This window comes from Escherichia sp. KTE172 (assembly GCF_000408845.1).
GTDB lineage: Bacteria > Pseudomonadota > Gammaproteobacteria > Enterobacterales > Enterobacteriaceae > Escherichia > Escherichia coli.
In genome coordinates, this window is record NZ_KE137316.1 from 3804633 (window position 1) to 3817392 (window position 12760).

General features: G+C 53.1%; 12 protein-coding genes. 8 read left to right on the forward strand and 4 right to left on the reverse strand.

Translation table 11 applies throughout. The annotated features are described in order from the left end of the window. Positions 1-2: 2 nt before the first annotated feature. Positions 3-1013: an aldo/keto reductase gene (locus tag G434_RS06150; protein WP_000023619.1), complete on the reverse strand. Its 1011-nt coding sequence runs from the start codon at positions 1011-1013 to the stop codon at positions 3-5. Positions 1014-1146: 133 nt separating this feature from the next. On the opposite strand from G434_RS06150, the gene G434_RS06145 reads away from it, so the two are divergent. Then, positions 1147-2034 carry a LysR substrate-binding domain-containing protein gene (locus G434_RS06145; protein ID WP_000566334.1) on the forward strand — a complete coding sequence of 296 codons (888 nt, stop codon included), beginning with the start codon at positions 1147-1149 and terminating at the stop codon, positions 2032-2034. Positions 2035-2189: 155 nt separating this feature from the next. Here G434_RS06145 and ettA read toward each other — a convergent pair whose 3' ends face one another. Continuing rightward, complete coding sequence (ettA, locus tag G434_RS06140) at positions 2190-3857, reverse strand: energy-dependent translational throttle protein EttA (protein ID WP_000046749.1); 1668 nt, start codon at positions 3855-3857, stop codon at positions 2190-2192. A gap of 210 nt (positions 3858-4067) precedes the next feature. Between ettA and sltY the strand changes: the two genes are divergently transcribed. Both sltY and trpR read left to right on the forward strand, forming a co-directional pair. After that, positions 4068-6005: a murein transglycosylase gene (gene sltY / locus G434_RS06135; RefSeq protein WP_000409419.1), complete on the forward strand. Its 1938-nt coding sequence runs from the start codon at positions 4068-4070 to the stop codon at positions 6003-6005. Positions 6006-6094: 89 nt separating this feature from the next. Next, the gene (gene trpR / locus G434_RS06130) at positions 6095-6421 is read left to right on the forward strand and encodes a trp operon repressor (protein ID WP_000068678.1); all 327 of its coding nucleotides are present in this window, start codon (positions 6095-6097) and stop codon (positions 6419-6421) included. On the opposite strand, the gene yjjX is transcribed toward trpR, so the two are convergent. Next, positions 6415-6930 carry an inosine/xanthosine triphosphatase gene (gene yjjX / locus G434_RS06125; protein WP_001309202.1) on the reverse strand — a complete coding sequence of 172 codons (516 nt, stop codon included), beginning with the start codon at positions 6928-6930 and terminating at the stop codon, positions 6415-6417. The two genes, trpR and yjjX, sit on opposite strands and share 7 nt — an antisense overlap. Positions 6931-6981: 51 nt before the next feature. On the opposite strand from yjjX, the gene gpmB reads away from it, so the two are divergent. Continuing rightward, positions 6982-7629 (forward strand): 2,3-diphosphoglycerate-dependent phosphoglycerate mutase GpmB, encoded by a 648-nt coding sequence (gpmB, locus tag G434_RS06120; protein ID WP_000942344.1) that lies wholly within the window; start codon positions 6982-6984, stop codon positions 7627-7629. Here gpmB and robA read toward each other — a convergent pair. Next, a complete protein-coding gene (gene robA, locus G434_RS06115) occupies positions 7626-8495 on the reverse strand; it encodes an MDR efflux pump AcrAB transcriptional activator RobA (RefSeq protein ID WP_000371666.1) in 870 nt (289 codons plus the stop codon). The genes gpmB and robA overlap by 4 nt on opposite strands. A gap of 210 nt (positions 8496-8705) precedes the next feature. On the opposite strand from robA, the gene creA reads away from it, so the two are divergent. From creA to creD, 4 genes are read left to right on the forward strand one after another with little or no spacing between them, the layout of a single operon-like run. Beyond that, on the forward strand, positions 8706-9179 hold the full coding sequence (creA, locus tag G434_RS06110) for a protein CreA (RefSeq protein WP_000875487.1): 474 nt from the start codon (positions 8706-8708) through the stop codon (positions 9177-9179). Positions 9180-9191: 12 nt separating this feature from the next. Continuing rightward, on the forward strand, positions 9192-9881 hold the full coding sequence (gene creB, locus G434_RS06105) for a two-component system response regulator CreB (protein WP_001188679.1): 690 nt from the start codon (positions 9192-9194) through the stop codon (positions 9879-9881). Next, positions 9881-11305, forward strand: a complete 1425-nt coding sequence (gene creC / locus G434_RS06100; RefSeq protein WP_001219570.1) for a two-component system sensor histidine kinase CreC — start codon at positions 9881-9883, stop codon at positions 11303-11305. The genes creB and creC overlap by 1 nt, the downstream gene beginning before the upstream one ends. A 57-nt stretch (positions 11306-11362) precedes the next feature. Continuing rightward, the gene (gene creD / locus G434_RS06095) at positions 11363-12715 is read left to right on the forward strand and encodes a cell envelope integrity protein CreD (protein WP_000920350.1); all 1353 of its coding nucleotides are present in this window, start codon (positions 11363-11365) and stop codon (positions 12713-12715) included. Positions 12716-12760 lie beyond the last annotated feature (45 nt).

Here is a 12760-nt window from a genome sequence, read left to right on the forward strand (position 1 = left end):
GATTAACGGGTCGGCAGCGGAGCGTTTTCCGCAACCAGATTTTGACGGCGCATTTCTGCCCAGAATTCAGCCGGAACAGGCGCATTCAGTGCAGCCAGATCTTCTGCCATACGGCCAGGACGGCTGGAGCCAGGAATAACCGCCGCAACGGCCGGGTTTGCCAGCGCGAACTGCAGCGCAGCTGCTTTAACGTTCACATTGAAACGTGTGGCAATGGTGTTAATTTGCGCCACTTTCTGCTGGATGGCCGCAGAAGCTTTCTGATATTCAAAGTGCTCGCCGCCTGCCAGTACGCCAGAGCTGTACGGACCGCCCACAACAATATCCACGTTCTGTTCCAGTGCTTCTGGCATCAGGCGTTGCAGCGCACGTTCGTGATCCAGCAGGGAATAACGCCCCGCCAGCAGGAACGCATCCGGCTTCGGTTCGTCCAGCGCCAGCGTCAGTTCGCAAGGTTCGACGCGATTCACACCCAGTCCCCAGGCTTTAATCACACCTTCGTCACGCAAACGCGTCAGCGCACGAAACGCACCGGTACGGGCTATGTTGAACTGTTCCAGCCAGCTGTCACCGTAGAAGTCCTGTGCCGGGTCGTGGATCCAGACAATATCCAGACGGTCTGTTTTCAGGCGTTTCAGGCTGTCTTCAATCGAGCGCAGCGTGGCGTCAGCAGAGTAGTCATTCAGAATTTTGTTTTTCAGGCCGTGTTCGAACAGGCCACCTTTTTCACCGAAATCACGTTTTGCCGGATCTTCCATTTCGTCCAGCATGATGCGACCGACTTTGCTGCTCAGAACGTATTCATCGCGTGGATACTGAGACAGCGCTTCACCCATGCGGATTTCAGAAAGGCCAGAGCCATACAGCGGCGCGGTATCAAAGTAACGCACGCCCAGGTTCCAGGCTTCGCTCACGGTGGCGTGGGCCTCGTCTTCCGGAATGGCACGGAACATGTTGCCGAGTGGTGCGCCACCTAAGCCAATTTTGCCGGGAAGTAAATTTTTGATGCTCATAAGATGTCCTCAATTATTCGGTTTGGGTTAGGGCGTTTTTTTGCTATCGCCCTGTGACGTGGATCACAATACCTTGCGAGGTTGTGACTTGATAGGACATAATTCGTCTGACTTAAGTCCTTTGAGGTCTAACATGATTGATTTACGCCAACTGAAGTACTTCGTGGTGGTCGCAGAAGAAGAGCACGTGGGACGCGCAGCCGAGCGATTACATATCTCGCAATCACCGCTGAGCCGCCAGATTGCACAACTGGAAGAACGGCTGGGGCTGACGCTGTTTGAGCGTAATCAGCAGCGCATTCGCCTGACCGCTGATGGACAGACATTCCTTGCCGAAACACGTTCGTTGCTGACACACGCCAACCGCCTGGAGTCGTTAGGCAAACGCCTGGGACGGGGGGAAGATGGTGGCTTGTGTATTGGCTATATCGAAAACGCCATGCATTCCGGTGTGCTTTCTACGGCGCTACGTACGTTACGTGTATCGCGTCCGAATGTGCATATCGCACTTTACAGCCAACCACCGGCTACCCAGATTGAAGGCCTGCGCCAGCGCAGTCTCGATTTTTCTCTGGTCGACACGCCGCCCACCGACAGCGAGCAGGATCTGGAATATATTCAGGTTCTGGATGATCGAATGTTGTTGGCCTTACCGCAAAATCATCCTCTGGCGCAGGAGGAAAACCTTGTCGCGTCACAACTTGGCGATGAGCAGTGGATTGCGGTGATTCATAACGACGATGCGCATTCTCGCGATCATTTTGTCGCCGCCTGTGTTAACGCCGGGTTTAATCCTGATATTCGCCTGGAAGCGGGTGAACCCCTCACGGCATTAGGTTTGGTCGCTGCGGGATTAGGTCTGGCCTTAATTCAACATAGTCTGCGTCATAATGCGCCGGAAGGGGTGGTATTACGTGAATTGCCGTGGATGAATTATTCAACGCAATTATGGGCAGCCTGGCATAAAGCCAACCAACGTCCGCTGGTTTCCCATTTCCGCCAGATCCTGCGCGGTGAATAAAACGTTAAGCGGGAACCATGAGTTCCCGCTTGATTTGAGGTGTCAGTCCGCATCTGAGCTAATACGCTTAAAGAAAATTCTGCCTTTTTCCGGGGACTAATCATTTAACTAATACCGGATGCGATGCTGGCGCGCCGCACCCGGCATTTTACGCATTACTTCGCAATACGCTTGTACTTGATACGCTTCGGCTCCAGCGCGTCTGCGCCCAGCGTGCGTTTTTTGTACTCTTCGTACTCGGTAAAGTTACCTTCGAAGAACTCAACTTTACCTTCATCCTGGTAGTCCAGGATGTGCGTGGCGATACGGTCGAGGAACCAACGGTCGTGCGAGATAACCATCGCACAGCCCGGGAACTCCAGCAGGGCGTTTTCCAGCGCGCGCAGGGTTTCGATATCCAGGTCGTTGGTTGGTTCGTCGAGCAGCAGCATGTTGCCGCCAACCTGCAGCAGCTTCGCCAGATGCAGACGACCGCGCTCACCGCCGGAGAGTTCGCCAACGCGTTTACCCTGATCAACCCCTTTAAAGTTAAAGCGGCCAACGTAGGCACGGCTTGGCATCTCGGTGTTGCCGATCTTCATGATATCCAGCCCGCCGGAAACTTCTTCCCAAACGGTTTTGCTGTTATCCATTGAGTCACGGAACTGATCAACCGATGCCAGTTTCACCGTTTCACCCAAAGTGATGGTGCCGCTGTCCGGCTGTTCCTGACCAGAGATCATACGGAACAGCGTCGATTTACCCGCACCGTTCGGACCGATGATCCCGACGATCGCTCCTTTCGGGATCGAGAAGCTCAGGTCATCAATCAGCAGACGATCGCCATAGGATTTACGCAGATTGCTGACTTCCAGCACTTTGTCGCCAAGACGCGGTCCCGGTGGAATAAACAGTTCGTTGGTTTCGTTACGTTTCTGATATTCGGTGCTGTTCAGCTCTTCAAAACGCGCCAGACGTGCTTTACCTTTCGACTGACGGCCTTTAGTACCTTGACGTACCCACTCCAGCTCTTTCTCAATCGACTTACGACGCGCAGCTTCTTGTGAAGCTTCCTGCGCCAGGCGCTGATCTTTCTGCTCCAGCCAGGAGGAGTAGTTGCCTTCCCACGGAATACCTTCACCGCGGTCCAGTTCGAGGATCCAGCCTGCAACGTTATCGAGGAAGTAACGGTCGTGGGTAATCGCCACCACGGTGCCCTCGAAGTCGTGCAGGAAGCGTTCCAGCCAGGCCACGGATTCGGCATCCAGGTGGTTGGTCGGTTCGTCGAGCAGCAGCATGTCTGGTTTTTCCAGCAGCAGGCGGCACAACGCTACGCGACGACGCTCACCACCGGAGAGGTTAGCGATTTTCGCGTCCCAGTCCGGCAGACGCAGCGCATCCGCCGCACGCTCCAGCTGAACGTTCAGGTTGTGACCGTCGTGAGCCTGAATGATCTCTTCCAGACGGCCTTGTTCAGCGGCCAGCTTGTCAAAATCGGCATCCGGATCGGCGTACAGTGCATACACTTCATCCAGGCGTTTCAGGGCGTTAACCACTTCAGAAACCGCTTCTTCAATGGACTCACGCACGGTGTGTTCCGGGTTCAGCTGCGGTTCCTGCGGCAGATAACCAATCTTGATATCCGGTTGCGGACGCGCTTCGCCTTCGATGTCTTTATCAATGCCCGCCATAATGCGCAGCAGGGTGGACTTACCCGCGCCGTTCAGACCCAGGACACCAATTTTTGCCCCAGGGAAGAAACTCAGAGAGATGTTTTTCAAAATATGACGTTTCGGCGGAACAACTTTGCCGACACGATGCATGGTATAAACGAATTGAGCCACGTTGGACTTCGCCTCTATGTTTATCGTGATGATGAGTTTTCAAAGGCGAAGTGTAGCCTGTTTCCTTATCTAATCCCAGCCGGTCGATCACCCTCGCAGTAAAAGTAAAAAAGTGTCCGTAACGTGGCGTAAACGGCAATGACTGGTTAGCATAAATCTATTACGTGGCATGACGCTGCATTGATGTATTTACACTTAGAGGATGCGCTTGTGGAAAAAGCCAAACACGTTACCTGGCGGCTGTTGGCTGCCGGTGTCTGTCTGCTGACGGTCAGCAGTGTGGCGCGAGCCGACTCACTGGATGAGCAGCGTAGTCGTTACGCGCAAATCAAGCAGGCCTGGGATAATCGACAAATGGACGTGGTCGAACAAATGATGCCTGGACTGAAGGATTATCCGCTTTATCCCTACCTGGAATACCGCCAGATCACCGATGACCTGATGAATCAACCGGCGGTGACGGTCACTAACTTTGTTCGCGCTAACCCCACGCTTCCTCCCGCTCGCACGCTGCAATCTCGTTTCGTCAATGAACTGGCGCGGCGTGAAGACTGGCGTGGCTTGTTAGCCTTTAGTCCGGAAAAGCCCGGAACTACCGAAGCGCAATGTAATTACTACTATGCGAAATGGAACACCGGGCAGAGTGAAGAAGCCTGGCAAGGGGCGAAAGAGCTGTGGCTAACCGGCAAGAGCCAGCCTAACGCCTGTGACAAGTTATTTAGCGTCTGGCGTGCGTCAGGTAAACAAGATCCGCTGGCGTATTTAGAGCGTATCCGTCTGGCGATGAAAGCGGGTAACACTGGCCTGGTAACAGTGCTGGCAGGGCAGATGCCTGCCGATTACCAGACTATCGCTTCGGCAATCATTTCACTGGCAAACAATCCTAATACGGTACTGACCTTCGCGCGTACAACCGGAGCGACCGATTTTACCCGTCAAATGGCGGCGGTGGCGTTTGCCAGTGTGGCGCGGCAGGATGCTGAAAATGCACGGCTGATGATCCCGTCGCTTGCCCAGGCGCAGCAGCTTAATGAAGATCAGATTCAGGAGCTGCGCGATATCGTCGCCTGGCGTTTGATGGGCAACGATGTCACCGACGAACAGGCGAAATGGCGTGATGACGCCATTATGCGTTCGCAATCTACTTCGCTTATTGAACGCCGTGTGCGAATGGCGCTTGGCACCGGCGATCGTCGCGGCCTGAATACCTGGCTGGCGCGTTTGCCGATGGAGGCGAAAGAGAAAGATGAATGGCGTTACTGGCAGGCGGATTTACTGCTGGAACGCGGACGTGAAGCTGAAGCAAAAGAGATTTTGCATCAACTCATGCAACAGCGTGGTTTCTACCCGATGGTTGCAGCACAACGCATCGGCGAAGAGTATGAGCTGAAGATTGATAAAGCGCCGCAGAATGTTGACAGCGCCCTGACTCAGGGGCCGGAGATGGCGCGCGTGCGCGAGTTGATGTACTGGAATCTCGATAATACCGCGCGTAGCGAGTGGGCCAATCTGGTGAAGAGCAAGTCAAAAACAGAGCAGGCTCAACTGGCTCGGTATGCTTTCAATAACCAATGGTGGGATCTTAGCGTTCAGGCAACGATCGCCGGGAAGCTATGGGATCATCTGGAAGAGCGATTCCCGCTGGCTTACAACGATCTTTTCAAACGTTACACCAGTGGGAAGGAGATCCCGCAAAGCTATGCGATGGCGATTGCCCGTCAGGAGAGCGCCTGGAATCCGAAAGTGAAATCACCGGTAGGGGCCAGCGGCCTGATGCAGATTATGCCGGGTACAGCGACCCATACGGTGAAGATGTTCTCTATTCCCGGTTATAGCAGCCCTGGGCAATTGCTGGATCCGGAAACAAACATCAACATTGGCACCAGTTACCTGCAATATGTTTATCAGCAGTTTGGTAATAACCGTATTTTCTCCTCAGCAGCTTATAACGCCGGACCAGGACGGGTGCGAACCTGGCTTGGCAACAGCGCCGGGCGTATCGACGCAGTGGCATTTGTCGAGAGTATTCCGTTCTCCGAGACGCGCGGTTATGTGAAGAACGTGCTGGCTTATGACGCTTACTACCGCTATTTCATGGGGGATAAACCGACATTGATGAGCGCCACGGAATGGGGACGTCGTTACTGATCCGCACGTTTATGATATGCTATCGTACTCTTTAGCGAGTACAACCGGGGGAGGCATTTTGCTTCCCCCGCTAACAATGGCGACATATTATGGCCCAACAATCACCCTATTCAGCAGCGATGGCAGAACAGCGTCACCAGGAGTGGTTACGTTTTGTCGACCTGCTTAAGAATGCCTACCAAAACGATCTCCATTTACCGTTGTTAAACCTGATGCTGACGCCAGATGAGCGCGAAGCGTTGGGGACTCGCGTGCGTATTGTCGAAGAGCTGCTGCGCGGCGAAATGAGCCAGCGTGAGTTAAAAAATGAACTCGGCGCGGGCATCGCGACGATTACGCGTGGATCTAACAGCCTGAAAGCCGCGCCCGTTGAGCTGCGCCAGTGGCTGGAAGAGGTGTTGCTGAAAGATCACTGATACACCGCATTATGAAACGGACTCAGCGCCAGGATCACCGCCTGGTGATAGACGCTGGCGCGGGTAAGTTTCCCGGCGGTAAACACGCCGATCGCCCCTTCCTTACGACCAATCTCATCAATACCGGTATAACGCGACATCACGGGACCGAGCGCCTCGCCTTCACGCACTTTCTGCAAAATCACCGCAGGTAACGGCAAAGTAGCCGAACGCGCCTCGCCGCGCTGGCTGGTGTTTTCAATCACCACCCAACTGAAAGTGCTGTCGCCATCAATGCCAGCTTCAATCGCCACCCAAAAATCAGCCTCTGGATGTAAACGGCGGGCATTTGCTACCCGATTTCGTGCGCCAGCGCGCGTTTCCTCACTGCCAAAGGGCTGTTCCGGTACACCGCTCTCGACGGCAACGGATGCAATATGGCAGGATCCTTCGCCGAAGATCTCGTGAAATGCCTGCAGAATGGCCTGAATTTTAGCGGGATTGGTGGTCGCACAGACAACTTGGTGCATAATCAGCATTACTCAGAAAATTAACGTTACAGCAGTATACGGAAAAAAAGCATGTTACAGGTATACCTAGTCCGCCACGGTGAAACGCAGTGGAACGCCGAGCGACGTATTCAGGGCCAGTCTGACAGCCCGCTGACCGCCAAAGGTGAGCAACAGGCGATGCAGGTGGCAACCCGTGCCAAAGAGCTTGGCATTACGCATATCATCAGTAGCGATTTAGGGCGCACCCGGCGTACGGCGGAAATCATCGCCCAGGCCTGCGGCTGTGACATCATCTTTGATTCTCGCCTGCGTGAATTAAACATGGGTGTGCTGGAAAAAAGACATATCGATTCTCTGACCGAAGAAGAAGAGAACTGGCGTCGGCAGCTGGTCAATGGCACCGTTGACGGGCGTATTCCTGAAGGCGAGTCAATGCAGGAGCTCAGCGATCGCGTCAATGCGGCACTGGAATCTTGCCGGGACTTACCGCAGGGAAGCCGACCGCTGCTGGTGAGCCACGGTATTGCACTGGGATGCCTGGTGAGTACGATTCTCGGATTACCAGCATGGGCAGAGCGTCGCTTACGTCTGCGTAACTGTTCTATTTCGCGCGTGGATTATCAGGAAAGCCTGTGGCTGGCGTCTGGCTGGGTCGTTGAAACCGCAGGGGACATCTCGCATCTGGACGCCCCTGCATTAGATGAGCTGCAGCGTTAACGACGGATCGGAATCAGTAGTTCACAGCGCAGATTAATTGGGCGATCTCCCGCTTTGGCATCTTCTGCCGGGTAGTATCGCTCAATATCCTGACCTTTACGGCGCGTCAGGTTGAGCATTGGCATGCACGTCCCGTATACCGTCAGGATAAACTCCTGCACGCCGGTTCCCAGACCTTCATAGGTAAACATCACATATTCGCCGCCCTGCAGCATCACCGGATGCCCCGTCAGTACATAGCCATCTGCCTGATCCTGGGCTAACGCGGTGGTATAGAATACTTCTTGTTCGTCGTCTTTATCCTGACTCGGACGCGTTTCATTCAGGCCGTAGAGCACCGGCGGAATGGTCGGCGCGTTGCCGAGAAAATCGTGCCAGAACTGATAACGCATTTCATGGCGGAAATCAGAGATTTGCTCCAGCGAACAGGAGTAGCTCTGGGTAACACCAATCAGCGGCGTATCTTCCAGGGTGACAAATTTGTGCTCTGGCATAGTGAATTCACCCAGACGTAGCGGCGGGCGAATACCAAAGGCGCTCCATTCAGGAGAACGGCGGTAAAGTGCAGGAGTCTGGGCAAACTGCTTCTTGAATGCGCGGGTAAATGTCTGTTGAGAGTCGAAGCGGTATTGCAGCGCGATGTCCAGAATCGGACGCGCAGTCAGGCGTAGTGCGACCGCCGATTTCGACAAACGACGAGCACGAATATACGCGCCAATAGCATGGCCAGTGACATCTTTAAACATTCTCTGTAAGTGCCACTTGGAATAACCTGCTTTCGCCGCTACATTGTCGAGCGACAGGGGCTGATCCAGATGACCTTCCAGCCAGATTAAAAGGTCGCGAATAATGCCGGCCTGATCCATAAAATATCCTCATCCTTTCAACAACGAGCACCTGACATCAGGTAATTGGATAATAGCATTTTTTGCTGTTTTAGCATTCAGTGTTTTTTTCTTAGTAGAGTATGTTTTAGGGCTTGACGGAAATAAAAGTATTGAGATTTTGTTCTTAATCAATATGTTATTTACCGTAACGAACTAATTGCTCGTGTAATAGATAAAAATGGTAACAATATGAAATACAAGCATTTGATCCTGTCTTTAAGCCTGATAATGCTGGGGCCATTGGCTCATGCAGAAGAGATTGGTTCGGTCGACACCGTATTTAAAATGATCGGCCCGGATCACAAAATTGTTGTGGAAGCCTTTGACGATCCCGATGTGAAAAATGTCACCTGTTATGTGAGCCGGGCGAAAACCGGTGGTATTAAAGGGGGATTGGGCCTGGCAGAAGATACCTCCGATGCGGCCATTTCTTGTCAGCAAGTCGGGCCGATTGAACTGTCGGATCGTATTAAAAACGGCAAAGCTCAGGGCGAGGTAGTATTCAAAAAACGCACGTCCCTGGTCTTTAAGTCGTTACAGGTCGTGCGCTTTTATGACGCCAAACGAAACGCGCTCGCTTATCTGGCTTACTCCGACAAAGTTGTAGAAGGTTCGCCGAAAAACGCGATTAGCGCGGTTCCTGTCATGCCGTGGCGGCAATAACAGAGGCGATTTATGCAACGGGAAACGGTCTGGTTAGTGGAAGATGAGCAAGGGATAGCCGACACGCTGGTCTACATGTTGCAGCAGGAAGGTTTTGCCGTCGAGGTCTTTGAGCGAGGCTTGCCGGTGCTGGATAAAGCTCGCCAGCAGGTACCCGACGTCATGATTCTCGATGTTGGTCTGCCGGATATTAGCGGCTTTGAATTGTGCCGCCAGTTACTGGCGCTCCATCCGGCGTTACCTGTACTGTTCCTGACGGCCCGAAGTGAAGAGGTCGATCGCCTGCTTGGGCTGGAAATAGGCGCTGACGACTACGTGGCTAAACCGTTTTCACCCCGCGAAGTGTGCGCCAGGGTGCGCACCTTACTGCGTCGGGTGAAGAAGTTCTCGACGCCGTCTCCCGTCATCCGTATTGGTCATTTTGAATTGAATGAACCCGCGGCGCAGATCAGCTGGTTTGACACGCCATTAACGCTGACGCGGTATGAGTTTTTATTGCTGAAGACGTTACTCAAGTCGCCAGGCCGCGTCTGGTCCCGCCAGCAACTGATGGATAGCGTGTGGGAAGATGCGCAGGACACCTACGATCGCACCGTCGATACCCACATTAAAACGCTGCGTGCCAAGCTGCGCGCCATCAACCCCGATCTTTCACCGATTAATACTCATCGCGGCATGGGATATAGCCTGAGGGGCCTGTAATGCGTATCGGCATGCGGTTGTTGCTGGGCTATTTTTTACTGGTGGCGGTGGCGGCCTGGTTCGTACTGGCTATTTTTGTCAAAGAAGTTAAACCGGGCGTGCGAAGAGCAACGGAGGGGACGTTAATCGACACCGCAACGTTGCTGGCGGAGCTGGCGCGTCCCGATTTGCTCTCTGGGGACCCAACGCATGGGCAACTGGCGCAGGCGTTTAATCAGCTACAACATCGCCCGTTTCGCGCCAATATCGGTGGCATTAACAAAGTGCGCAATGAATATCATGTCTATATGACCGATGCGCAGGGCAAAGTATTGTTCGATTCGGCAAATAAAGCCGTTGGACAGGATTATTCGCGCTGGAATGACGTCTGGCTAACGTTGCGTGGTCAGTATGGTGCGCGCAGCACGTTGCAAAATCCTGCCGATCCCGAAAGTTCTGTGATGTATGTTGCCGCGCCGATTATGGACGGCTCGCGGCTTATTGGCGTTTTGAGCGTAGGCAAACCGAACGCGGCGATGGCTCCGGTCATTAAGCGCAGCGAGCGGCGAATTTTATGGGCCAGCGCCATTTTGTTGGGGATTGCACTGGTGATTGGCGCATGCATGGTTTGGTGGATCAACCGCTCCATTGCCCGGCTCACTCGCTATGCTGATTCCGTCACTGACAATAAGCCCGTTCCTCTTCCCGATCTCGGTAGTAGCGAGCTGCGTAAACTCGCGCAGGCGCTGGAAAGTATGCGCGTGAAGCTGGAAGGGAAAAACTATATTGAGCAGTATGTTTACGCGTTAACTCATGAGCTAAAAAGCCCACTGGCGGCGATTCGTGGAGCGGCGGAAATTTTACGCGAAGGTCCGCCGCCGGAAGTGGTGGCTCGTTTTACTGACAACATTCTGACGCAAAATGCGCGTATGCAGGCGCTGGTGGAAACGTTACTACGCCAGGCAAGACTGGAGAATTGTCAGGAAGTCGTTCTGACTGCTGTTGATGTGGCGGCATTATTCCGCCGCGTCAGCGAAGCGCGCACCGTGCAGTTGGCAGAAAAAAAAATCACTCTGCATGTTACGCCCACCGAGGTTAACGTTGCTGCTGAACCGGCGTTACTGGAGCAGGCGCTGGGAAATTTACTGGATAACGCCATCGATTTTACCCCCGAGAGCGGTTGCATCATGCTAAGCGCCGAAGTGGAGCAGGAACACGTCACGCTTAAGGTGCTGGATACCGGTAGTGGTATTCCTGACTACGCGCTTTCACGTATTTTTGAACGCTTTTACTCTTTGCCGCGTGCAAATGGGCAAAAAAGCAGCGGTCTGGGGTTGGCGTTCGTCAGTGAGGTCGCCCGTTTGTTTAACGGCGAAGTCACGCTGCGCAACGTGCAAGAAGGTGGCGTGCTGGCTTCGCTTCGACTTCACCGTCACTTCACATAGCTTCAAATTCTTCCCACATAGCCTTCGTATCCTGCTGCCATTGCAAAGGAGAAGACTATGTTGAAATCCCCCCTGTTCTGGAAAATGACCACCCTGTTTGGTGCAGTATTGCTGTTGTTGATTCCGATAATGCTGATTCGGCAGGTGATTGTCGAACGTGCTGATTACCGTAGCGATGTGGAAGATGCGATTCGCCAAAGTACCAGCGGGCCGCAAAAACTCGTTGGGCCGCTCATCGCTATTCCTGTGACCGAGCTTTATACGGTGCAGGAAGAGGATAAAACCGTGGAGCGGAAACGAAGTTTTATCCATTTTTGGTTACCTGAGTCATTGATGGTTGATGGCAATCAGAACGTGGAAGAACGCAAGATAGGGATTTATACCGGTCAGGTCTGGCACAGTGATTTAACGCTAAAAGCCGATTTCGATGTTTCGCGTCTTAGCGAACTCAACGCGCCAAATATCACCTTAGGCAAGCCCTTTATTGTGATTAGCGTCGGGGATGCGCGTGGTATTGGTGTGGTGAAAGCGCCTGAAGTTAACGGAACGGCGCTGACCATTGAACCTGGCACCGGCTTAGAGCAAGGCGGGCAGGGCGTGCATATCCCTTTACCCGAAGGGGACTGGCGGAAGCAGAACCTGAAGCTGAATATGGCACTGAATTTAAGCGGTACCGGCGATCTTTCTGTGGTGCCTGCCGGGCGTAATAGCGAAATGACCTTAACCAGCAACTGGCCGCATCCCAGTTTTTTAGGTGATTTTCTACCAGCCAAACGGGAAGTTAGCGAGTCAGGTTTTCAGGCGCAATGGCAAAGCAGCTGGTTTGCTAATAATCTCGGTGAGCGTTTTGCTTCAGGCAATGATACCGGCTGGGAAAACTTCCCCGCGTTTAGCGTCGCAGTGACGACGCCAGCCGATCAATACCAATTAACGGACCGGGCGACTAAGTACGCCATTCTGCTGATTGCACTGACTTTTATGGCGTTCTTTGTTTTTGAAACGCTCACCGCGCAACGTTTACACCCAATGCAATATTTGCTGGTGGGGCTTTCATTGGTGATGTTTTATTTGCTCTTGCTGGCGCTTTCTGAACATATCGGTTTTACCGTGGCATGGATAATCGCCAGTCTGATTGGGGCGTTAATGAACGGTATTTATTTGCAGGCGGTATTGAAAGGCTGGCGCAATAGCATGTTGTTTACCCTCGCGCTGTTGTTGCTGGATGGTGTGATGTGGGGACTGCTCAACTCTGCCGATAGCGCGCTGTTGTTGGGAACCAGTGTGCTGGTGGTGGCGCTGGCCGGCATGATGTTTGTGACCCGTAATATCGACTGGTATGCGTTTTCACTGCCGAAAATGAAAGCCAGTAAAGAAGTTACAACGGACGATGAATTACGTATCTGGAAATAAGGTTGAAAAATAAAAACGGCGCTAAAAAGCGCCGTTTTTTTTGAC